We start from the raw sequence: 23,183 nt of genomic DNA, 5'->3' as shown, positions 1-23,183 counted from the left end.
CTTTTTGTTATTTTATTTAAGCTATTTTGGTAGTGATCGCTTTAAATTTAAGTGATGTATTACTGATCCTTTCACAGTCCTGAATCTATTATTTTTATTTGGAATATAATGATGATTCAGTCTCTACTTACTCAATTCGGCGAAAGCCATACCCGCGTACAAAGCGCCATCACTGCACTACAGCAAGGCCAAGGCGTACTTGTTGTTGATGATGAAAACCGTGAAAATGAAGGCGACTTTGTTTTTTCAGCTGAGCATTTAACGACTTCTCAAATGGCCGAAATGATCCGCGAAGGCAGCGGTATTGTTTGTTTATGCATGGGGGATGAGCGCATTAAACAGCTCGACTTACCGCAAATGGTAGCTAACAATACGAGTCAAAATAACACCGCTTATACAGTCACTATTGAAGCTAAGCATGGCGTAACAACAGGTGTGTCTGCTGCTGATAGAGTAACTACTATAAAAGCAGCGACAGCGGATAATGCAAAACCAAGTGATTTATCGCGCCCAGGGCATGTATTTGGTTTAAAGGCACAAACGGGTGGCGTATTAATGCGTCGCGGTCATACCGAAGCATCCGTTGATTTAATGCAACTTGCCGGCTTAAAACCATTTGGCGTAATTTGCGAACTTACTAATCCCGATGGTTCAATGGCGCGCTTACCTGAAGTGAGTGATTATGCTAATAAGCATAATATGACCGTGGTTTCTATTGAAGATTTAGTGCAATACATTCAAGCTGCGCAGCTTAAAGTAGGTTAAATTACTATTTTATCAGCCTTAGATATATTAAAAGCACGCACCTGTTGCGTGTTTTTATGGGCCTAACTTGCTCTTAAAATATAATAATCACTTGTTTTTATTTACGTTATTTAAGAAGCTTAGCGAAGGAATTGCACTTTCTGTAGCCGCTACATACAGTACTCTATAAGGAATTACCCCATTAAAATAGATTATTCTAACTATACACTTGAAGAATTGTTCGATGTAAAAGCTAATATAGATAAAGATAAATACACTGAGAATTTCAATGCATTAATGGCTGAATTTTTAAAAAGAGAAAACGAATTAAAACACTATAATGATGCGATAGAAAAAGAGGCTGAGGCTAAAAAAATATTACGAATGACCAGCTGCTCTAATAAAAGAATAGCGGGTGTGTTTTTATTTGGTTTGTGTATCAGTTTACCCTTATTGTTGTTCGCTGAACTGTCGATTTTAAGCACGATTAATCAATTTTACAGCGTGGTACTTTTACTTATGGTGGGGTTACCTTTATTGCATTCTTTTCGTTATGGCTGGACACTATCTAAATACGGTATAGTGACTGTAACCGACGATGTGTTTTCCTTCACTGTAATGCAATTTTTTTATAGCTGTACTTTTTGTTCAATACTTTTGCTTACCATATTAAGGTGGCCTTAACAGTTACTGCAGCACATTAGTACAGAGTAATATGCTTGGATCCTTTACTGAATATGAGTTGTATTTATAAATGTATAAGCGAAAAAATAGCAGCTGATATAAACCAGCTGCTTGGTTTGAAAAATTATAAAACTTGAATAACTTGCTCTTTAGCTAAACGTGATTTAGGTAATTTGGCATTATAATCTTCTGCGTCATCATGGTAGCCAAGCACTAAAGCTACATCACAAATGTAACCATCTATCTCTTTTTCAAAAACTTCGCCAATCAGCTCGGCATCTACGCCTTCCATTGGAGTTGAATCAATCCCTAAGCGTTCTGCTGTATGCATTGTATTACCAAGCGCTATGTAAGTTTGTGCTTTAGTCCACCTCGAATAATTGTTATTTTTTAAGAAAACTTCCAGACTTTATTTGAGAGGCTAATTAAAGTGTGTGACATTACATGTTAACTGTCAGTGCTAACGTTATAGTATAAGTGAAAGATAGTACGGCTTATTTTGCTTTTGTAAGCGAGTTAATGCCATGCTATATTGACGTTAACTTATATAAAAGGAATTAATAATATGATCGTTAAATTTAATAAACTTTGGTCTAATCATCCATATCCTGACGCACCTTGTGATAAATCTCTGTTTGGAAATCAATGCGCTATTCGCATGGGGGTTGCGCTAGAAAAGTCAGGAATAGATACTTCGTCTTTTGATAGTATGTATCCTCAACGCCGGTGCTACCCTGGTTTAAAGCATAGTCCTAGACATATCTTGGCAGCTCAGGAGCTTGCAAATTGGATTGACTCTCCTCGTAGCACTGCATTTGGTACTAAAAAAGTAATTAAAGGGGGCGCTTTATCCAAGTTGAAAGATAAAAAAGGAATTATATTTATAATGAATGGCTGGGGTAATACTGATCACATTGACTTGTGGGATGGGGAGTACCTAAAGGGTGGTAACACAGATTGGCTGAATTTAGGTGATGAGATCTGGTTTTGGGAAATTTTAGTATGAGAAATAAATTAACATTTAGCTCTATGTTACTTTTATTTTCTTGTTCAAATATAAACGCTGGCATACTTTTAGATGCTGAAATTTGCGAAGTTTCAATGGACAATAATAGTGAAAAACTACAGTTGTCACCTCCATGCTCATTAGTCAAAACTGAAAATGGCAAGAAAAATTTTTTTCAATTTAATGAAAGTAAAATTTATATTATTTCTGGAGCCCCGGCTAAATTAGAGAAATTAAAAAGATGGTCAGTAAAAGAGAGTGATAGATGTTCACTGGAATATCAGGCTGTTATAGTCGTTAGTAATAAATTTTCTCTATCTAAACTGAAAGATAAAGGTTTAGTGTGTCCTGATATTGGTTTAGATGAAAAGTTTTATCAACAATTTGTCCAATATTAATCTATGAAAGAGTAGTACAGTTTTCTCGCTTACTCCATATACCTTACGGATTATAAAAAACCACTTATTATAATAAGTGGTTTAATTGAAAACTGTTATTAATATAGTATTACTTATAAAACCTGAATAACTTGCTCTTTAGCCAAGCGAGATTTAGGTAGCTTAGCATTATAATCTTCAGCGCTATCGTGATAGCCAAGTACTAATGCGACGTCGCATACGTAACCATCAAGTTCTTTTTCAAAGACTTCGCCAATCAGCTCGGCATCTACGCCTTCCATTGGAGTTGAATCAATGCCTAAACGTGCAGCGGCATGCATAGTGTTACCCAGTGCAATGTAAGTTTGTGCTTTAGTCCACTCTTCATTAACGCCTTGCTCATCAGTATTCATATCAACAAACGCATAAGCACCAAAAGCTTGTTCGCGATTTTCTGCTTTAGTACGGCCATTTTTAATATCTGCATCAATAACTTGTGCGTAGTCATCGCGGGTATATTTAGGATTGTGAGCGAATAATATTATATGCGAAGCTGTTTTAATATGTGGCTGGTTAAACGCAAATTTATTAGCAAATGTACTATGCATACGCTCTTTAGCCTCATCTGATTCAATTACGATGAATTTCCAAGGCTGCGAGTTAATAGATGATGGAGATAGGCGCATAGCTTCGTAAATAACGGCTAAATCGTCTTGAGATACACGTTTCGTTGCATCGTAACGTTTTGCTGTGTAACGCTTTTCTAAGTCATTAAGAATAGGGTGAGTCATTAGTTTCTCCATTGAGTAGGTGTTTTACCAGTATTTACTATGTTGAGTCAGTTTTAGTAAAAACAAACCCTTTTAAAAATTTATTACAAAAATAATATCGTGTTTTTAAATCACTCTACTTATTTGATTCAATTGATATCTACGTAAAGTAAGGCCTATCAATATAGCTAGGTACGGATAGTAGTGGGTTATTACAATATGATAAACAGGTATATGGTTGAATCATTATCAAATATTATTAGGTAATAGTTTCTTTAATAAATATAAATACAGCCATAGCCACCCAAAATATTGGCTGAAGACACCAATTACATTGGTGCCTTCAATTAATTCAGGCTGCGCGTGTTTAGTGTTTATGGAATTAAAAACCTTCCAACACTATTTTGCCAATAGAGCGACCTTCTTCAAGTTCTGCGTGTGCAATACGCAGGTTAGCCGCATTTATAATGCCTAAATTTTTACCAATCGTTGTTTGAATATGGCCCTGATCAATTAACTCAGCAACATGATTTAGTAACTTGCTTTGCTCAATTAAATCTTTGGCATTAAACATTGAGCGGGCAAACATAAATTCCCAATGTAGCGATAAGCTCTTCATTTTTAATTTACTCACATCTAATGACTCAGGATCGTCAATCATTGCAATTTTACCAAATGGTGCAAGTACCTCCGTATACGCTTCAAAGTAAGTATCAGTACTGTGCAGACTTGCTACATGTGTTACCGATCCAATGTTTAATGCGTCAATTTGAGCCGGTAATGGTTTTGTATGATCAACAACATAATCTGCGCCTAGTTTTTTAACCCATGCTTGTGAGCTTTCACGCGATGCAGTGGCAATCACTGTTGCACCAGTAATCGCTTTAGCAAGCTGGATAAAAATAGAACCAACGCCGCCTGCGGCACCTGTTACTAAAATAACTTCGTCTGATTTTGTTGTTGCATCAGCTGATTGTTTTACAATGTTTAAATGCTCAAATAATAATTCGTACGCTGTTATTGCAGTAAGGGGTAATGCAGCAGCTTCAGCATCGTTTAAGCTTTGTGGTTTGAACCCTACAATGCGCTCATCCACTAATTGAAATTCTGCATTACTACCTGGGCGGGTAATATCACCTGCGTAGTAAACAGCATCGCCAGGTTTAAATGCCGTTACAGCATCGCCGATGGCAACAACTTCACCAACAGCATCCCAACCAATAACTTTTATTTCACCATCAGCAGGGGGCATAGATACACGCACTTTGTAATCTGCTGGGTTAACTGCAATAGCTTTAACTTTAATTAATAAATCACGACCTGTTGCAACTGGCTGTGGTAATTCAACATCAATTAACGATTCAGGATTATAAACAGGAAGAGATTTTTTATAACCAATGGCTTTCATAATAAGTGTCCTAATTTGTTTACATATAAGGTGCAAGCCATGCTTTGGCTAGCTGATGGATATATAGTAGACCTTGCTTTAATATAGATAAACCGCATAATTGTTGAATCATTATCAAATATAAATAGATAATATGAACATAGAAGATTTAAAACTTATTTTAAAAGTAGCTGAGTTTAGAAGTATTACGCTCGCAGCTGCTAAGTTAGATATGCGTACAGCCACAGCAAGCGCGGCTATTAAACGTGTTGAGGCAGCCCTTGGTAGTGAGCTATTTGTTCGTACAACACGTCATTTAAGGTTATCGGCTGCTGGGGAGCGCTACATACCACAATGTGAGCAGGCTTTAGCTGTACTTGAGCTTGCAAAGCAAAATCTAAAAGGTGAGCACGACGAAATTGAAGGCGAGCTGCGGGTTGCCCTTTCATCTGACTTAGGCCGTAACTTAGTGATCCCATGGATTGATGAACTCATGGACACTTATCCAAAGCTAAGTTTAAGAACGCATATAAGTGATAGTAATATCGACTTTTACCGTGACTCAGTTGATATAGCGCTTCGTTATGGCTCGCCTAATGATGCTAGCGTTTATGGATTCAAAATTTGTAACGTACCGCGCTTGTTATGTGCAACTGACGAATATCTCTTACAGAACGGGGCTCCCATGCATCCCGATGATTTAGCGTCGCATCAAGGTTTGTTTTATCAGTTGCAGGATATTATAAATAATACGTGGGAATTCACCGATGGTGAGTCAAAATATAAAGTTAAAATGAATGGCAGGCGCGCCTCAAACGATGGCGATTTAGTAAGGCGCTGGTGCGTTGCGGGTAAAGGCTTGGCTGTAAAATCAGCCCTTGATATAGCCGATGATTTACTCAATGACAGGGTGGTTACTGTAATGCAAGATTATCAACATGTTAATGGTGAACTTTGGCTTATTTGCCCAAGTAGGCAGTCAATAACCCCAGCGGTGCGTTTACTACGTGATGCATGCAGAGCAAAATCCCAAGCTATTTTGCAGCAGTTGGTAAATAAAGGAATTATTGATAAAAGCGTACTGAGCTAATTTAGGAAGAGTTATGCAAGTTGATGATATTAGAGTTTTTATTCCCTGTAAAAGCTATGAACAATCTCAGCGCTTTTATAAAGCGCTTGGATTTAAGATTGAAGATGCTTCAAATGATTTATGTGTGTGTACCTTTGGCGAATGTACGTTCTTTTTACAGCGTTATTATAATAAAACGTTTGCTGAAAACTTAATGCTGCAACTTTGTGTGTTAAATATAGATGAAGCATACGAACTCATTAGTAACCTAAACGGTTTTGACATCCGCTTTGAGGGTATAAAACAAGAATCTTGGGGTAGCGTTATTTACTTATGGGGACCATCGGGTGAGCTTTGGCACGTAACTGAATTAAATTAAAAATAAAAAGGAATAAATATGAAATTTAATAAATATATAATCATTTTGATGGCGGCCTTACTTGCTTCTTGTAGCTCGTTTATGAGTAACAATACAGGTAAAAATACACAATCTAGTAGCTTAATGGATTTTTTATATCCTGATCAACAAAGCCGTGCTACCTATAAACCTGAAATACCTGTTTTAAAACTCCCTGTTACCGTCGGAATTGCATTTGTACCGTCTAAAAACTGGCAGCCAGACGGGTTAGAGACCCAAAACCAAGTCGAATTACTCGAAAAAGTAAAAAAGTCATTTCTTCAATATGATTACATTGACCGCATTGAAGTTATACCAAGCACCTATTTAAAGGGTGGTGAAGGTTTTGCAACACTCGAGCAAGTAGGGCGACTTTACGATGTAGATTTAATCGCACTGGTTTCATATGATCAAATTACGCAATCTTATGAAAATAATGCAGCCTTACTTTATTGGACAATAGTGGGTATGTACGTTATTCCAGGCAATGAAAATACAATCCAAACCTTTGTGGATACAGCTGTTTTTGATATTAAAAGTAGAAAAATGCTATTTAGAGCACCTGGTATAAGTAAGCTTGAAAAAAGAACAACAGCAATAGGTATTGATGAAACGTTATCTGAAAAGTCGGCTGAAGGTTTTAATCTAGCGGTTAGTGATATGAGTACTAATTTAGATGCAGAACTAGCAAGGTTTAAAACACGTGTTAAAGAAGAAAAAATTGCAAAAGTCGAAAATAAAGATGGCTCCAGCAGCGGTGGCTCTTTGAGTATTTATTTACTCGTTTTGTTGTCGTTATTAGTTATGCGTAGCAGAAAAGTTTAAAGCAAAAAATAGCTAAGTACTTTAATAATGCCACCTACTTTGAGCCGGTGGCATTATTTTTTATTCGCTAACTTAGCTTTTTATTAAAAAAGTCAACGGTACGTTGCCATGCAAGCTCAGCATTGTCTTTATCATATCGACCAGTAGAGTCATTATGAAATCCATGATTTGCCCCTTTATACATGTGCATAGTGTACTCAACGTTATTAGCTTTTAAATCTTGTTCGTACTGTGGCCACGATGCGTTTACACGTTTATCCAGCTCACCTAATTGAATCATTAATGGAGCTTTAATATTTTTACGTAAACTTTCACTGGCAGGAGTGCCGTAAAAAGGCACTCCGGCGCTGATTAAATTACTATCTACAGCCGCTAAATAGTTAACAATGTAGCCACCAAAACAAAAACCAACAGCGCCGAGTTTACCGTTACTGTTGGCATGCGATTTTAAAAAGTGCGCTGCGGCTATAAAATCGTTTTGAATTTTAGCGCGGTCCATGGTTTTTTGCATAGCGCGTCCCTCATCATCGTTACCAGGGTAGCCACCCAGTGGAAAGAGCGCATCGGGTGCAAATGCAATAAAACCTACCTTCGCTAAGCGTCTTGCTACATCTTTTACGTATGGGTTTAATCCACGGTTTTCGTGTATCACAAGCACAACAGGAAGTTTACCTTCTATGTTTTTAGGGGTTGCTAAGTAACCTTTGCCTTTACCGTGCCCGTCTGGCGAATCGAATTCTTCGTACGTTGCTTTAATATCATCGTCATTAAACGACACTTGTTCAGCCAGCGCGTAATTAGGTAATAATGCTGATGTAAGTACAGCCATTGAAAAACCAAGTGCAGCAAGCCCCCCGAGTTTTTTCATAAAAGTACGACGGTCCATTAAACCGTGGGCGTATTCGTCATACCAATCAAAGGCTTCTTGAGGAATGTGATCAGAGGGAGATGTATTCATGGCTGTTCCTTAATTTTATTATGTTATTTAAATACCATAACGTATTAGGAATAAAAAACGAGCAATATTTTCTCTCAATTATTAGGACTGTTGCCAAAGCTATCCGTCAAGCAAGGAAAGGAGCACATTCCTTTGTTGTTTGGATATTAAAGAAACCATTTTGATGTGATTTAAATCTTTTACCTCATAAATACTCACTTTTGGATTATTAAGAGTAAGCAACCCATTATATGGACTCACTTTGTCTGCATTACTTGAAAAGATGTAAGTTTGCCTAGCATGAGGGTTCTTATTTAGATTACTTAATATAGCGAGTTTAGTAAGAGGTACTTCACTTTTTTCAATTATCTTAACGGCAACTTCATTTATATAATCATCGCCTAATAGTTTGCTATAAATAGGGTGTGATAAGTTAGCAATTGTGTTTAGTGCGGCCTCAAAATTAATCATTGGGGCATAAAGTATATGCTTACTAATGTTCAGCTTAGATGCCAACTCAACTCCCGCAATTGCGCCCATTGAGTAACTAATTAAGGAGATATCAGTGTAGTTTTCTTTATTTACATAATTGATTAACACATCAAGAGAGTTTAAACCAAATCTAAACTTATCGTATTGATTACTAGCGGGCATCACTATTACATTTTTTCCCGTAATATGACTAAGCCATCTTGCTTGCATGGTGTAAATCAAACTGTCTACGCCATATCCCGGAAAGATAATTAAAAGTCCGCTACTTGAATTACTTGGTAAATTATCTGAAGTAAGTTGGTATTCAAAAACATCATCTTCAGTGCTTCCTTCAACAATCAAACTTAACGAAAGTTTATTACCATCGAGTAGGTAGCTTTCGATATCCTTAGGTGAGATAAATCTAAAATCAAGACAATCTACTTCGCTGCTACAGTAATGGGTTTGTACTCCAGATAAAGCGATAGAGCTCTCAAATTCTTTAGGGAGAACTTTCTGCGGAGGCTTAGTTATTTGATAAGCAATATAGCTCTGGCACCCGCTTAAAAAAATAACTAAAGAAATAATCAGTATGTATAAGCGCATTAAAGTCCCTTTAATTTTCAAGCTAAAATTTTTTGATTAATTAATGCCTGATAGGCCTTGGTCAATACCCAGCAAAAACTCTAAACCTACAAACGCAAACGATATTGCAACGGCGCCTAATAGCATTAAGTTGCGGTTATTCTTTTTGTAGCCAATTGTGGTTAGTACAGCAAATACAGTAAATAAAATAAGTTGAAGTGTACCCATTATTATTCCTTTTGAGGGTTATATTTATAGAGTTAAATTATCAGTAAGGTAAAGACTTGGCAAATAGGTGAATATCATTTTTAAGCTAAAAATAAAAAGCTCGACATAATATGCCGAGCTTTTTTGGTTGGGATGTTACTTAATTTAGCTGTGAGTAGGCGCTGGTTGGGCATCTACTAGTGGTGGCTTGCCACGCATTTTACGTACTAATCGTTTAGCATCTTCTAGTGCGACATACTGGCACGGTATAAGTATCAGTGTAATTACTGTGGCAAATAACACACCAAAAGCAAGTGATACAGCCATCGGGATAACAATTTTAGCTTGTAAACTCGTTTCAAAAATAATTGGCATTACACCAATAAAGGTAGTGATTGAGGTGAGTAATATTGCTCTAAAGCGACGAGCACCGGCTTGCATTACAGCATCTTTAATTGCAACACCTTCAGCGCGGGCTTTGTTTACAAAATCAACCATAACGAGGGAATCATTTACGACCACACCCGCTACAGCAATAATGCCAAACATCGATAAGCTACTCATGGTCATACCTAAAATCATATGGCCAAACATAGCGCCCACTACACCAAACGGAATAACCGACATTATAATAAGTGGCTGCGAGTAAGAGCGAAGTGGAATCGCTAATAAAGCAAATATAATCATCATTGATATACCAAAGTCACGAAGCTGTTCTGAAGCGCTATCCATCTCTTCTTGAATGCGCCCAGCTACATCACTTGTAACGCCAGGGTAGCTTTTAAGTAATGTTGGTAAGTATTCATCACGAATTTCTTCTGCAATTGCAAATGGTTCGGCTTGGTCGGTATTTACCGCAGCCCATACGTTTACAGTACGTTTAGAGTTTTCGCGGCGAATACGGTTAACACCGTCAACCAGCTTAACTTCGGCTATTTCACTTAGCGGTACTTCAGCGCCTGTAGGCGTAATAATACGCACACTTGCTATGTCACTTATTGAGTTACGTTCGTCTTCTGGATAGCGAATCATGACTTTAATTTCTTCGCCTTCACGCAATATTCGCTGCGCTTCTAAGCCGTAGTAACTAAAGCTAACTTGCGACGCTACATCAGCAAGCGTTAAACCCATGCTGTAAGCGAGTGGTTTCAAATCAAGTTGCACTTCGTCGGTAGCGCTTTGCATTGAATCGTTTACGTCGCCAACGCCTTCCATTGTTTGTAATTTGGCTTTTAATTTACCAGCCACTTCTTTTAGCTCGTCAGCATTTTTGCCTTCAAGTTTAAAGCTAACGTCGCCATCATCTCGACCGCCATTCATTATACTGTCTTGAATGGTCATGGTTTTAATGCCTGGTAGGGCGGGCATTTGCTCGCGCCATAATGCACTTAGGGCAAAGGTGTCGATAGGGCGTAAATCAGGCTCTACCAAAATGGCCATAATATTTGCTTGCGTTCGTCCGCGCAGGCTTACCGATAAATCGCGGATCATCGGTTTACCGTATTGCTCTTGTAGTTGCTGATCGACCTTTAACAACACGCTTTCTATTTTACGTGCAGTTTCAAGCGTTGCTTGCTCAGATGAGGCAAGGTTCATTTCTATATCAATACGCGGAAAGTCGTGCGGTATTTTAGGGTTTGGTACAAACTTAACTAAACCACCTGCAAACATACCTGCGCTTACAATAAGCAAACACATAAAGCCAACAATTACGGTATAGCGGTAGTGAATACAGCGGCTAACAAAAGGAAGGTAGTAGTTATTCACAAAGCCTTTTAAACCACTATCAATTACCATACGTAAGCGATGTAATAGGTTTTTAGGATTTGGTTTACGTGGGTTCATTGCTGCAATATGCGCAGGTAAAATTAGTTTTGATTCAATGAGTGAAAAAATCAAACACAAAATAATAACGCCACCAATTGCCTTAGAAAAAGCAGCGCCAGGGCCTGTTGCGAGTGTTTGAGGTAAAAATGCCGCAATAGTTGTTAGTACACCAAAGGTTGCTGGCATCGCAACGCGTTTAACACCGCGTACTACGTTATCAAGTGTGTGGCCGTATTTTTCTATTTCGGCACTGGCTGACTCGCCCACAACTATGGCGTCATCAACAACAATCCCGAGTACAAGTATAAAGGCAAAAAGAGAGGCTAGGTTAATTGTTACATCTAAAAAGCCAATAGGCATAAACAAAAAGGCGCCCAGAAAAGACACCGGTAAACCCATCATTACCCAAAATGCTAAGCGTAGCGGTAAAAATAGTGCCAGCACTATCATTACTAACAAGCCACCCCAAATCATGTTATCGACCATCATATCGAGTCGACCTTCAAGGTAGTAAGTTAAATCAACAATAGGAGAGAGCTTAACGCCTGCAGGTAAAAGTGGCTCTTTAGTTGCCATGTAGCTTTTAAGTACTTTTGCTACATCGGTAATGTCTTGATCTTTTGATGCGTTTACTTCAAACGAGAGTGAATTTTTACCATTGTATTTTGAATATTGTAGACCTTCTTCAAAGCCATCATTAATCGTTGCTACATCGCCTAAATAAATTTGTGCGCCATCAGCAAGGGTAATAAGTGGCAGTTTTTCAAACTCAAAACCACGGTAGGCTTGTTTTTCAACACGCATCGAAATATAACCATTTTCAGAGCGTATTTGTCCCGCCGACATATTTGCCGAAAAGTTTTGCACCGCGCCTGCAATATCTCTAAATGTTAAGCCGTACTCGCGTAGTTTATCAGGACTGACTTCTATACCAATTTCGTATTCTAAGCCGCCGTTAAAATTAACAAGATTCACGTGAGGCAGTGCTTGTAACTCGTCTTTTATATCGTTGCCAAGCTCTTTTAACTGGTAGTTACTCATGTCGCCGTAAAGCGCGAGTATCATTACCTCTTGCTCAAACTTATCGCGGCGCACAACAGGGCGCTCCATTCCCGCAGGAAAGGTGTTTATTGAATCAACTTGTACTTTAATTTCATCAAGTACTTCTTGTGGGTTATATTGCTCTTCTATTTCAATCCACGCTTGTGAAAAACCACGGTTAGAGTACGTAATTAGGCGTTTAATGCCTTCAATACCTTCGAGGTTTTCTTCAACTTTTATGGTTATGCCTTCTTCAACCTCTTGCGGGGCTGCACCTGGGTAAACTGCTTGTACGCTTATCCAGTTGCTTTCAAACTGTGGGAACATTTGTTTGCGAATGGTCATTGCCATTAAAATACCGCCCACTAATATAAATATCATTAGTAGGTTGGCTGCAACGGGATTTCGGGCAAACCATGCTATTAACCCTGTTTCACGAGTGTTCATGATTATTCCTCTTTCAGCGCAAGTTGAGTTACATCAGTTTTATCAGGCGCAATATCTTCAATTTTTACTGCCATACCTTCAGTTGGGTATTCAAGCGCTGAGGTAACAATTTGCTCGCCATTGTTTAACCCTTGGCTGGCTATAATCATGCCGTTTTGTTCGCGTATAATATTGAGGGTTTTAAACGACAATGTTAAATCGTCATTTAAAATTACAATTTTATTATCTTTAACTAAGTGGTGCGCAACAATAATTGCGTTATCAAGCGGGCGGCCTTCAATGGTAGCGTTAATGTACGAACCAAAACGAAGAGGACGCGTTTTATCGCCATAAGGTGTTGCAAGTTGTGCAACCAAGTAGCTCATACGGCTTGTTTGATCAACCACACCTTCGGTGCGAATTACTTTGGCTTGCCACATTGTTTGTTTACCTGCGTATTCTGCGTTAAATGTAACATTTGAGCCTACGCCGCCATTTTTTAAATATTGCAGTTCTTGATCGGCAACCGGTAAACGTACCTCTGCAACTGAGGTTGCGCTTAGTGCGCCAAAACTATTACCTGGGTTTACTACTGAACCCAAGCTAATTGTGCGCTCATTAATAATGGCATCATAAGGGGCTTTAATATAAGTACGCTCAAGATTGCGGCTAGCACGCTTAACACTTGCTTGAGCAGAGCGGTAACGCGCTAATTTTTCTGCCAGCTGTGGTTTTCGTAAATAAAGTTCTGATGCGATAGCGTCGCTTGAGTCTGACTTAATGCGCTCCCACTCAGCTTGAGCGACATGTGCTTGCGCGCGTTCTATTTCAAGTGCTGAGCTTGCTTGTGCTAAACCCGCTTGCGCTTCAATAAAGTCTGCTTCGTAATCATTTGCATCAATTCGTGCTAAAATATCGCCTTGCTTTACAAACGCGCCTTCTACAAATTGATCTGATACCGAAATAACTTGCCCGCTAACTTGTGCTATTAGCTCGGTACGATATTTTGGTTTAACAATGCCGTACGATTTAACATCGAGCGTTATAGAATCTAAAAGTACGCTTTGTGTTGCTACTAAAGGACGTAAATCTTGCTCTGGCTTTTCTTCAGGTGGCTGTTTCATCATCTTAAAGGCTATAGCTAGCGCAATGCCGCCTGCTAAAACAGCGATTGGGAGTATTATTTGTTTTGTAGTAGCCACAAGGCATTCCTTCATAATTGGTGGTGACAGAGCAATAATACGCAATAAAGTGTTTACAAGCTGTTTTAAGATGTAACAAAGCATTACATATGTGTGTTACAACTCGCTATGCGACTAATTAAGTTCCTAAAAAGAAATTAAAGTAAGTGTTTTTTATTCAGAGGAAATTATGAAAACCGAATCGATGAATTGCAGGCTAGGCTGCGGCGCATGTTGTATTGCGCCAAGTATTAGTTCGCCTATTCCAGGTATGCCAAATGGTAAAAAAGCCGGAGAGCGCTGTATTCAGCTAGACGAACGTAATTTATGTAAGTTATTTGGTGATGAAAGTCGGCCTAAAGTGTGTAGCGATTTTAGCGCCACGTTTGATGTGTGCGGGTCAACAAACGCGCAAGCCCTAGCGCTTATTACAGAGCTCGAAGAGCTCACTTAGTGAGCTATTAAAATACACATATATTTACACTTATTTATTACTGTGTTTTTATTTTAAGTAATTAAAAGCTGCGCTTTTCACGCGAGCAAGCTCTGCGTTTACCGCCAAAGTGTAGGCTTGTGTTTGTTTTGTAGACGTGAAGCTTGCTTACGTGACAGGCAAAGCCTGTAAAACTGATTTATTCACAAAGAGGGGAGGAGGCGCTGCGCTTTTAGAGGAGGAGATTAATTTAAAGTAATAGTTGGCTTTTGTTTTTCTCATTTACTCCTAATTCTTTTCTCTTTGTGTAATATTTTTTCCTAAAAACTGCACTTTTATATAAATAAACACAGCGTTTACAAACCAAAGTATAAATTGAGTTCGTAAACGCTGGCTTTATTTTCTACCAGCTATACGTTGCGCTTAACGTATATTGCTCACCGCGCCCAGGTGTACCTGGTATTTCTTCAAACGACTCATCCCATAAGTTATCTGCCGCTAAGGTGATAAATAAATTACTCACCTGTGGCGGCGTTATTTTAAGCGTTAGCTGGGTAAATAACGCGTTGTCATTGCCGTTTCTAAGTGAATTTTTGTGTTGTGTACGCCATTCGTTATCTATTCTAAATTCTAAAATATCAGTTGGGTTGTACACAGCGCCAAGTGTTAAACGGTGATCAGGAAAGTTTAACGCGTAAAAGCTGGCATCAATATCGGCTGCGCCGTAGTTTTCTGATTTATGTAAATAGGTGTAGCTTGCTATAAGCTTTGCTGTATCAAAGTGCTTAGTCGCTAAAAATTCAACCCCTGCAGTATCAATATCTACTGGGTTTGCAAAGCGCGCTGAGGTTGAATCAAAATTAAAGGTCCAATCGGTCAAGTTATTATCTTTTCGATAAAAAATAGCCGAGTTTAACTGCCAGCTTTGTTCTTCAAGTAATAAACCTAGCTCCAAGTTTGATGTGGTTTCGCGCTCAAGGTTGTAGTTACTTCTAAATAACCCGCCAGAGTCGCTGCCGCCAATGGCTGTGTAGCCTGCAACTTGACTCGCCTCTGCGTACGATAAATAAAACGTGCGCTCAAGACCTTTGCTGTTTTGTGTATTAAGCGTTATATCACCAATAAGTGACAGTTCAGAGTCGTCTCTATTTGTATCGTCAAACGCAGCACCTAAACGAAATGTAAGTTGTTTATTATCCTCAAGCGCCATTTTGTATTCAGGCAATACGCTTAATTTATAATACTTACGAGAGGTAAAGTTGTTTTCAAGCGTGGTAGATTCAATTGAGTCGTCAATAAACTGTGTAGAGTAATTTATTGCCAGTGCATCGCTTTGTGCATGGCGACCCGAAAGTCCAAACGATTTAACTTCGCTTTTATGAAAAGCTTCAAATGCACTAGGATTTTCGCGCGAGTAAATATAGTGATCGTCATGGGTACGATAATAAGCAGATACTTCAAAGTTGCTGTTATCAGCGTAGTTTTGCTTGTGATTAAGCATCCAAAGACGGGTTTCTAAATCTTCAGTTTCGTTAACGCCAAAAGGGGTGTACAAGTTAGGCCAGCCAAAAAACTTATCTTGTGAGCCAAAAAACAAATCTGTTTGGCTGTGCTCGCTTGCTAATTGCACGCGAGCTGAGGCGCGCGAAAAGTCATGATCGCCATTATCAATGGTGCCATCACTTTGCGAATGAGAATACTCACCTTCAAAGCCCAGAGTATAGTTAGCTAAGCTATCAAGTTGTGTGTTTTTAGCAGCGTGAATACTTTGCAGATTAAAGTCGTTTGTACCAGTACCAAGGGATACACTACCGCCGGTAATAATCGGTTTCCAACCAAACGAAACTGTACCTACAGAGCTATTCATACCGTAAAGTGCGTTATCGGCACCAGTTAAAACATCTGGGCCGCTTAGCATTTGCGGTGCAATGGGTATTTCAGCAAAATAATGCCCAGATTGCGGGTCAAGTAGAGTAGCGCTTCCTACTCTAAAGCCGGTGTTTTCGAAAATACCGCCGCGTATAGTTACATCAGCCTGCGCCTCAGCCATATTACGCGATTGAAGGTCAACACGAGGGTCATATTCTAAATTAGAAATAGGCGAGTCGAATGTACCTACTGGCAACTTATTTGCAGTGGGTGAGGCCTCAACCGTTATTTTCTCGATTGCCGACTCATCAGATAGCGTATTAGCATTAGCAAATGCAGTAACGCTGCATAATATTGCAGGTATTATAAGGTGTGGTGTGCGATTCATGTGTTTCTCATCATTTTTTATTTGTAGCTGCGGTTACAATTAATTTCAAAGCTTATATTTGAGCATGATAAAATAACTAAATGTAACAGCAGTCATTTTGTGCGCGATTGTACATTAATTTGCTAATAACTGCATTTGATAACCATTTACGTAATACCGACTTTATTAAAAACATGGTCATTCTATCGTATTAAATAGCGCACTCACTGCGTTAAAAATTATTTATATAGAACAACTATATGTCATAATTTTCGCCTTGTTATTGCGCTATTTTCTTGGCGCTATAATAGAACACTATTTTAATGCAATCGGTATAATTACTTATTAGGTAACATTTATAATGGATACTAAAGAATATAATACTATTTACTTTGCTGGTGGCTGCCTGTGGGGCGTACAAGAATTTTTAAAGCACTTACCAGGCGTAATAATTACTGAAGCAGGTCGCGCTAATGGTACAAGCAAAACCACTGACGGCGAATACGATGGTTATGCCGAATGCGTAAAGGTCATTTTTGATTTAAAAGTCGTTAGCCTAAATAAGCTGTATGATTACTTTTTTGAAATTATTGACCCATACAGTATTAATAAACAAGGGGATGACGTAGGCCCTAAATACCGCACTGCCATTTATAGCAAAAACCAAAGCCATTTAGATGCAGCAAGCAATTATATAAACAAGCGCAGTGATGCCGATAAAATTGTGGTAGGGGTAGAGCTGCTAACTAACTACGTGCCAAGCGATCCTGAGCATCAAGACCGACTAACTAATCACCCTGATGATTACTGCCATATACCGCTTGAGTTACTGCATAAGTATAAATCGTAAATTTAACACGGTGTTTTTTTGTAGACGTGCAGCTTGCTGACGTGACGAGCGCAGCTCGTAATTTAAGATGGAATATAGCGCTATAAAGTAATTAGAAGCTATCGCTTCTCGCGCAAGCAAGCATAGCGCCTACAGGTAAAGTTTAATCCGGTATTTTGTAGACGTGCAGCTTGCTGACGTGACGAGCGTAGCTCGTAATTACTTAAGTCTGTAAGTCCCAAAAAACAAGCACCCACAAAAAAGCTCACAAACCTGTGAGCTTTTAAAACTAAATTTTAATTTACTGCTGCTTTTGTGGCGGGAAGTTACTTAAAATTTCGCTCACTGTTTTATTAATTGATGCTTCACGTTGTTCTGGCGATTGGTTTTTCTTTAATCGGCCTTCTTTTGCGCCGCGCCATACTAGCTGGTTAGATTCACGGTCTACAATATCAATAATCAGTGTGCCCACTTCGTATTCACGCGCGGTTGTGTCACGTTGAAAACCAGTACCCCAATAACCCCAATGCGGGCGGTAGTTTACATTAAATGTATCTACTTCAAGCTCTTTATCTACCGATGCATGATAGTTAACAAGTACATCAGCATTTGCTGCATCAACTAAGCTCATACCTAGTGTTTGGCTCAGTTCTGCGTTAACGGCAGTGCGAACACGTTTTTCCATTAGGCCATTAATTTGGTAATTATTTGTGTCTTTAGTTAGGCTGGCGTTTTCTACCCAAGCAAATGTTTTAAAATTACTAAAGTTGGCTGATTTATCGTAATCCCAATCAGGGGTTTGTGTACAGGCTGTAAGTAGTGCTAGCGCTGCAACAATAAGTATATTTTTCATTACGTTTGCTCCAATAAAATGCATTAATTTAAAATAACACACATAGTTTAAATGTGTATTATTTAAACGTCCTATATTTTAGTTTAGTTGGTTTGCCTTAACGGCCAATTAATTGTGTTCAACTTCAATCCAATCTTTTTCATCTACCCAGTTTTGTGCACCGTCTTTTACCGAGCGAATCGGCACAATGTAGTCACAACTTATTTGCGGCTTAACTGAGGCAAATATAGGAACAAAACCAAAGCTTAGTGCGGTTTCTATAATTGCTTTTTGATTTTGTGGGTCAATGTCGGCCGCTTCATCTATGTAAATAGGTATACGGTATAGGTTTTGTTCCTGATCGCTTAATAAGTAACGAATAAACAACATGCCACACAATAACTTAATCGTAATACGTGTGCCGTTTGAACCTGCAGAATCTATTTTTTCAAAGTGTTCGGTTTCACCTGCGCGGTTAACTACTTCAAATCGAATATCAAATAAATCGGTAAGTGTTAAGCCCGCTTTATCTGATGCGAGTTTAATTAAGTGATCTTTTGCTTCGTTTACCGCACTTTCGCTATAAGGTTCTTGGCTAAGTAAATCAAGCGTGTCACCTTGCTCAAACTGATGCGACGTACTGATAATGGTATCGATACTATCAACCAGCATTTTGCGAGGTATTACGTTAATTTTAAACGCTTGCAGGTTTGAAATTCGGTGCTGGCTTATGCCTTTATTAAAGCTATTCATTTCGCGGCGAAGTCGGTCTAAATCTTCTCGCAAGCCTTTAATAGTTGCGGCCACTTCGGTAAGCGCAACGCGTGCTTGGCGCTCAACAGCATCGCGTTCGTTATCAATATTATGAAAGGCGCTTATTAGCTTTTGGTATTTAGTGTATTCATCATTTTCGTTGTCGAATTTAGTAATACCCGCGTTATATACATGCAAATAGGTATTACGCACGTTTATGTCAAAATTACGCAGTTCTTGGCAGTCTTTATTAAAATGATGAACAAGGTCGCTTAAGTTATCAAAGTCGACCGTAATATCAATCATGTATGGAGTTACTTTACCGCTGTATAAATCAAGCGTGTGATCAATTCGCTCGCTCTTAACTTGGCGTAATCGCTCAGTTTGGCGATTAATTTGCTCTTGTTTCGATTTAATTAACGAGCGACGATCGGCAATTGAGCCACTATTTTTTTGAATATCTTGCAAGTAGTCGTCAACTTGTTCGCGCTCAGCTAATAACTGCTCTTTTAGCATGGCTTGCGCTTCAACCGACTGCTGCATTACCTCAAACTGCTCTAAGCGTTTTAGCGCGCCCTCGAGGCTCATAAGCTCATCGTATAACGCGTCTTTTTCTTTTTGCTTGTCGGCAACGTTTGCAGCAACATCGCGCTGTTGCTTAAACTCTTTAAGTGAATGCTCAAGTGCATTTAACTGAGCGGTTAATTGCTCTTTGTTTTCGCCGCTTTGCATTTGCACAGGCGAGAGCTTTTTAAGCTTAATGCTCGCACCTGGTAGCGTTAATACGCCGCCTTTAACGTTTTCACTTAACAGCGATAAAAATTCCCCAAACGCGTCTTCGTCATCAATGGTTATATCGCCATTAGTGGTGGTCGCAAATGAGAGAATATCAGGGTTTAAAATCCGCGATATTTCCTCTACTTCTTTTAACGAGAGGTCTTCGCGCATACGGGTAAACAAATTAAACTCAAGGTTTTTAAGTTGTAGCTTTAAGCTCTTAATTTGTTTTTGTGTTTCGCTGATGCGGTAGTCAAGCGTGTGCAGGCTTTGCCCTTGTGCGCTAGTTATAGAGTGCGAAAGCGACTCGTAATCTTGCTTTAACTGAGTCAGGCTGGTTTTAAGGGTGGCTTTATTTACTAGTTCAAACTCGCTTTTAAGCGCATCGTAATCTAAAAACCACTGCTCAATTTGAGTTTGTCTGCGCTCTATATCACGCGATTGCTGTACGTATAGGCTTTGTTTTTGCTCAAACTCGTGTTTTTCGTGCTCTATATCTTCAAGGGCTATACCCAGCTCATTAAGTTGCGATTCTTGATAGGTATCAAAATCAATCAGTGCTTGGTCAATTTTAGGTGCGTATGCGGCTAATTTACCTTTAAGCACGGTTTGGTTTTCAAGCATTGATTCAAGCGCTGCTATTGGCTCTTGCATTGACTCAAGGGCTTTTAATTCGCGTTTTGAGCGGTTTACTTTATCAAACGAGCGACGCCATACTTCATAAAAGTCGACCTTAGAGTTTGACATATGGCGTTCAAACACGCGTAGCATAAAGCGTTTTACGTCGCTTGCGCCCAATTTATGTAAGTTAAGAATACGTCTAAATATTTCTTTATAAATAGAGGAGTCTTGGACATTATTAAGCGGGATCATTTTTAGGTTAATATCGCCGTCAAATGGGGTTGCGCCGCCAGTCAATAGCGCATTTAACTCTTGTGCTTTAAGCTCAATAGGGTTGTAGTTAAGCGATTTTAAATGGTTGAACAGCTTGGTAAATTTAATAATAGTTTTACCTTGCGTGTACAGTTCTAAATCAAGCTTTCCTTGATAACAAAAGTACTGATGCGCGTAACCGGCAATTTTACCAAGGCCTGCAACTCCAATTACTACCGAGCCATGAGGCAAGTTAGCTTCTAGTAAAATGTAGGACTGATCGGATGAAAAATAAAACTTACGGGTTTCATCTAAATCGTGTCCGTCCCATTCTGTTAAGCGCAAATCGTTAATAAGCGGAAACTGCAGGGCGTTAATAACCGAGCTTTTACCGGTGTTATTGGGCGCGCAAATAGAGCTGCTTTTATCAAGCGGGATCACACATTTTGCATAGCCTGCGGTGTTAAGTAGGGCGAGTTTGCTTAGTCCGTATAGATTTTTCATTCCTCGTCCTCTGTAATGTAGGTTTCTTCGTTTACTTCCATGAGTGCATCTATGTAGCGGTGAATTGGCGCTTGTAGCATAAAGCCGCCTTCTACTTCACGGGCTAAACCTAAGCGCACCATGCGCAGGTAAACGTCTTTACGCAAATCCGATCCCGAAAATATCTCAAGCTGATCAAACAAATGTTTGTTAATTTGCACCAGCGTTTGCATAAGCTCTAAATCGTTTACGTCGTCAAACAATGCGCGCATTGGGTCTTTACCCGTATTGGCGTAGTGCTCAATTAAAATGTAAATGGTGAGCGCGATAGCGCGAGATATTTTGCCCATATTTGGCGTACTTTCGTCGCTACCAAAATAATAAAAGCCACGGCTGTCGTGTTTTAAATCGTTACCTAGGGCGGTAAATAGGGCGGTGTAGTCTTCTATGTGTTGGTCAAGCTCTTGCCACATTACGTTGTCTTGCTCGCAAATGTGATAACCCGCTACTAATTTTTTATTAATGGCTTGTAGATGGGTTAGCTCGTCTAAGTTTATGTGTGTCATGGTTTATTTACCTGCCTTTGAATCTGGCTGAGGCTCTGAATTAAATGGATATAAAGAAAAGTGCTGACCGGCAATTTTTACGCGGGCTTTTTCATCGCTTTGAATTATTTTAATATCGCTGTCGCTGACTAATTTTTGATACAAAAATAGCATTTCGTCGGCATCGAGATCTGGATAGCTTTCGTCTAAAAATTGCAGCAAGGGCTGCGGCTTTTTGCGTTTTTTATTAAAGCGCTTAGCAAAGCTGGTTTTAACATCGTTGTAGTCAGGAATATTAGGCGTAACAAATGCAGGCACGTCTTGCTGGTCAGGCAATTGGTATTCTTCGTGTTCAAATTCAACCAAGCTTGCCATGTAAGCCACAATATGGCGTTGCTGACCAAGCGAATATCGCTGCGCGTCGCTCACAAAATGTGGCTGCACAGCACTTAGCATGTTGTCTACGCCATTTTTACGTACAAGCCCAAGTACTTTGGCTGCTTGGCGAGTAATTAAGTTATTACGGCGTAGCTCCTCGCGCAGTGGCATAAGCATATCGGCACTTTTACGTAAGCTTTCTCGGCCCATTAAATGCATTTCGAGTATACGGGTACGTAATTGCTCCAGCATACGTTTGTCGTTATACGCTTTACCTGAGCGCTCAATGTGCAGTATTTGCTTACTTATTTGCTCTTCAATGAGGGTAAAACACGCATGAAATTCACCACGAATATCAACCATTTCAAGCATTGGCTCTATGTATTCGTCAAAGGCTTCTATTACCGCTTTATAACGCTTTTGCAGCGATTGCACTGCATTATTTGATTTGGCTTGTTCCACAATGTTTAAAATAGCGTTTTCGTTGTGCGTATAGAGCTTCATTATTTTACGCACCCGATCATCCATAATGCGGCTGTAGCGGCGCAAATCGTCAAAGTCTTCTATTTCGCCAGCGTTATCTAAGCGGTTACCTAAACGAGCTAGGTCCTCTACTAATACGCTAATTTCTTGCGCTAAACCTAAATGCTCTTCTTGCAGTAAAAAAGTAGCAAAATCAGCAATAGCACGATTTATTTCAAGCTGAGAGGATTTAGCCAGTGGAATTAAAATATCTTGGTTTAACAAACGATTTGTTTCTTTATAAATGCGTTCGTTTGACCACGTAGACTGCTTTTGCTTAATCGCGTTTTGTACGTCTTTTAGGCTAAAGTCAGCCATTTTAAAACGTTTAAATAATAGCTCTAATACACCCCAATGTTCGGTTATGGTGTTTAGCAGCTTTTTAGCTGGGATCATAAGGGGTTACAACATCCTAGTATTTTATTATTGAGTTCTTTTAGAAGACTCATTATTACGTATTTTTAATTAATCTTGTTTGTATATAGTATTCGTTTTTAAGACCATTTAATAATAGTTTTTGCATAGAGGCAGTGCTAAAATTCGCGCCGAAAATAGGCACATGAAATGGAATGTTATTTGTGTGTTCTT

At 39.1% G+C, this 23,183-nt stretch carries 21 protein-coding genes and 1 pseudogene; 9 read left to right on the top strand and 13 right to left on the bottom strand.

Features of this window, described 5'->3' with window-relative positions; genetic code table 11:
• Positions 1-111: 111 nt before the first annotated feature.
• Together ribB and H5126_RS08505 are read left to right on the top strand one after the other, a co-directional pair.
• Positions 112-765, top strand: a complete 654-nt coding sequence (ribB, locus tag H5126_RS08510) for a 3,4-dihydroxy-2-butanone-4-phosphate synthase (protein ID WP_182720092.1) — start codon at positions 112-114, stop codon at positions 763-765.
• Between the two features lie 276 nt (positions 766-1,041).
• The gene (locus H5126_RS08505) at positions 1,042-1,428 is read left to right on the top strand and encodes a hypothetical protein (RefSeq protein ID WP_096792863.1); all 387 of its coding nucleotides are present in this window, start codon (positions 1,042-1,044) and stop codon (positions 1,426-1,428) included.
• A gap of 124 nt (positions 1,429-1,552) precedes the next feature.
• Here the strand turns inward: H5126_RS08505 and H5126_RS08500 are convergent.
• Positions 1,553-1,804 (bottom strand): annotated as a pseudogene (locus H5126_RS08500) (NAD(P)H-dependent oxidoreductase); the annotation flags it as partial.
• 189 nt (positions 1,805-1,993) lie between these two features.
• Here H5126_RS08500 and H5126_RS08495 point away from each other — a divergent pair.
• Both H5126_RS08495 and H5126_RS08490 read left to right on the top strand, forming a co-directional pair.
• Positions 1,994-2,434 carry a T6SS effector amidase Tae4 family protein gene (locus H5126_RS08495; protein WP_232525520.1) on the top strand — a complete coding sequence of 147 codons (441 nt, stop codon included), beginning with the start codon at positions 1,994-1,996 and terminating at the stop codon, positions 2,432-2,434.
• Positions 2,431-2,832 carry a hypothetical protein gene (locus H5126_RS08490; RefSeq protein WP_096792864.1) on the top strand — a complete coding sequence of 134 codons (402 nt, stop codon included), beginning with the start codon at positions 2,431-2,433 and terminating at the stop codon, positions 2,830-2,832. The genes H5126_RS08495 and H5126_RS08490 overlap by 4 nt, the downstream gene beginning before the upstream one ends.
• Before the next feature lie 113 nt (positions 2,833-2,945).
• Here the strand turns inward: H5126_RS08490 and H5126_RS08485 are convergent, their stop codons facing one another.
• Positions 2,946-3,602 carry a nitroreductase family protein gene (locus tag H5126_RS08485; RefSeq protein WP_182715806.1) on the bottom strand — a complete coding sequence of 219 codons (657 nt, stop codon included), beginning with the start codon at positions 3,600-3,602 and terminating at the stop codon, positions 2,946-2,948.
• A gap of 361 nt (positions 3,603-3,963) precedes the next feature.
• The gene (locus tag H5126_RS08480; protein ID WP_182720066.1) at positions 3,964-4,989 is read right to left on the bottom strand and encodes a zinc-binding alcohol dehydrogenase family protein; all 1,026 of its coding nucleotides are present in this window, start codon (positions 4,987-4,989) and stop codon (positions 3,964-3,966) included.
• Positions 4,990-5,122: 133 nt separating this feature from the next.
• On the opposite strand from H5126_RS08480, the gene H5126_RS08475 reads away from it, so the two are divergent.
• From H5126_RS08475 to rhlP, 3 genes are read left to right on the top strand one after another with little or no spacing between them, the layout of a single operon-like run.
• Entirely contained in the window at positions 5,123-6,058 is a 936-nt protein-coding gene (locus H5126_RS08475; protein ID WP_138489302.1) for a LysR family transcriptional regulator, read from the top strand.
• A 13-nt stretch (positions 6,059-6,071) separates the two neighbouring features.
• Positions 6,072-6,416 carry a lactoylglutathione lyase gene (locus H5126_RS08470; RefSeq protein ID WP_182715803.1) on the top strand — a complete coding sequence of 115 codons (345 nt, stop codon included), beginning with the start codon at positions 6,072-6,074 and terminating at the stop codon, positions 6,414-6,416.
• An 18-nt stretch (positions 6,417-6,434) separates the two neighbouring features.
• The gene (rhlP, locus tag H5126_RS08465) at positions 6,435-7,259 is read left to right on the top strand and encodes a rhombotarget lipoprotein (protein WP_182720065.1); all 825 of its coding nucleotides are present in this window, start codon (positions 6,435-6,437) and stop codon (positions 7,257-7,259) included.
• 67 nt (positions 7,260-7,326) lie between these two features.
• On the opposite strand, the gene H5126_RS08460 is transcribed toward rhlP, so the two are convergent.
• The 5 genes from H5126_RS08460 to H5126_RS08440 form a co-directional block, all read right to left on the bottom strand.
• Positions 7,327-8,217 (bottom strand): dienelactone hydrolase family protein, encoded by an 891-nt coding sequence (locus tag H5126_RS08460; protein ID WP_182715802.1) that lies wholly within the window; start codon positions 8,215-8,217, stop codon positions 7,327-7,329.
• Between the two features lie 99 nt (positions 8,218-8,316).
• The gene (locus H5126_RS08455; RefSeq protein WP_024599523.1) at positions 8,317-9,273 is read right to left on the bottom strand and encodes a hypothetical protein; all 957 of its coding nucleotides are present in this window, start codon (positions 9,271-9,273) and stop codon (positions 8,317-8,319) included.
• Positions 9,274-9,309: 36 nt separating this feature from the next.
• Positions 9,310-9,480: a hypothetical protein gene (locus H5126_RS08450; protein ID WP_182715800.1), complete on the bottom strand. Its 171-nt coding sequence runs from the start codon at positions 9,478-9,480 to the stop codon at positions 9,310-9,312.
• Positions 9,481-9,624: 144 nt separating this feature from the next.
• A complete protein-coding gene (locus H5126_RS08445; RefSeq protein ID WP_182720064.1) occupies positions 9,625-12,774 on the bottom strand; it encodes an efflux RND transporter permease subunit in 3,150 nt (1,049 codons plus the stop codon).
• A 2-nt stretch (positions 12,775-12,776) separates the two neighbouring features.
• Entirely contained in the window at positions 12,777-13,955 is a 1,179-nt protein-coding gene (locus H5126_RS08440; RefSeq protein ID WP_024597428.1) for an efflux RND transporter periplasmic adaptor subunit, read from the bottom strand.
• 169 nt (positions 13,956-14,124) lie between these two features.
• Here H5126_RS08440 and H5126_RS08435 point away from each other — a divergent pair, with 169 nt between their 5' ends.
• A complete protein-coding gene (locus H5126_RS08435) occupies positions 14,125-14,388 on the top strand; it encodes a YkgJ family cysteine cluster protein (protein WP_008134548.1) in 264 nt (87 codons plus the stop codon).
• 382 nt (positions 14,389-14,770) lie between these two features.
• Here H5126_RS08435 and H5126_RS08430 read toward each other — a convergent pair whose 3' ends face one another.
• Complete coding sequence (locus H5126_RS08430; RefSeq protein WP_182720063.1) at positions 14,771-16,624, bottom strand: TonB-dependent siderophore receptor; 1,854 nt, start codon at positions 16,622-16,624, stop codon at positions 14,771-14,773.
• A gap of 340 nt (positions 16,625-16,964) precedes the next feature.
• Here H5126_RS08430 and H5126_RS08425 point away from each other — a divergent pair, with 340 nt between their 5' ends.
• The gene (locus tag H5126_RS08425; protein WP_182720062.1) at positions 16,965-17,453 is read left to right on the top strand and encodes a peptide-methionine (S)-S-oxide reductase; all 489 of its coding nucleotides are present in this window, start codon (positions 16,965-16,967) and stop codon (positions 17,451-17,453) included.
• Positions 17,454-17,733: 280 nt separating this feature from the next.
• Here H5126_RS08425 and H5126_RS08420 read toward each other — a convergent pair whose 3' ends face one another.
• The 4 genes from H5126_RS08420 to H5126_RS08405 form a co-directional block, all read right to left on the bottom strand.
• A complete protein-coding gene (locus H5126_RS08420) occupies positions 17,734-18,285 on the bottom strand; it encodes a DUF4136 domain-containing protein (RefSeq protein WP_024595193.1) in 552 nt (183 codons plus the stop codon).
• Positions 18,286-18,393: 108 nt separating this feature from the next.
• Positions 18,394-21,171, bottom strand: coding sequence for an ATPase (locus H5126_RS08415; RefSeq protein ID WP_182720061.1), 2,778 nt, complete (start codon positions 21,169-21,171; stop codon positions 18,394-18,396).
• Positions 21,168-21,716 (bottom strand): condensin complex protein MksE, encoded by a 549-nt coding sequence (locus H5126_RS08410; RefSeq protein ID WP_024605891.1) that lies wholly within the window; start codon positions 21,714-21,716, stop codon positions 21,168-21,170. The genes H5126_RS08415 and H5126_RS08410 overlap by 4 nt, the downstream gene beginning before the upstream one ends.
• Before the next feature lie 3 nt (positions 21,717-21,719).
• Positions 21,720-22,991, bottom strand: coding sequence for a hypothetical protein (locus tag H5126_RS08405; protein ID WP_182720060.1), 1,272 nt, complete (start codon positions 22,989-22,991; stop codon positions 21,720-21,722).
• Positions 22,992-23,183 lie beyond the last annotated feature (192 nt).

The sequence above is a fragment of the Pseudoalteromonas sp. SG45-3 genome (genome assembly GCF_014164075.1).
Classification (GTDB): Bacteria; Pseudomonadota; Gammaproteobacteria; order Enterobacterales; family Alteromonadaceae; genus Pseudoalteromonas; species Pseudoalteromonas distincta.
This window is presented reverse-complemented; position numbering and strand designations above follow the sequence as displayed.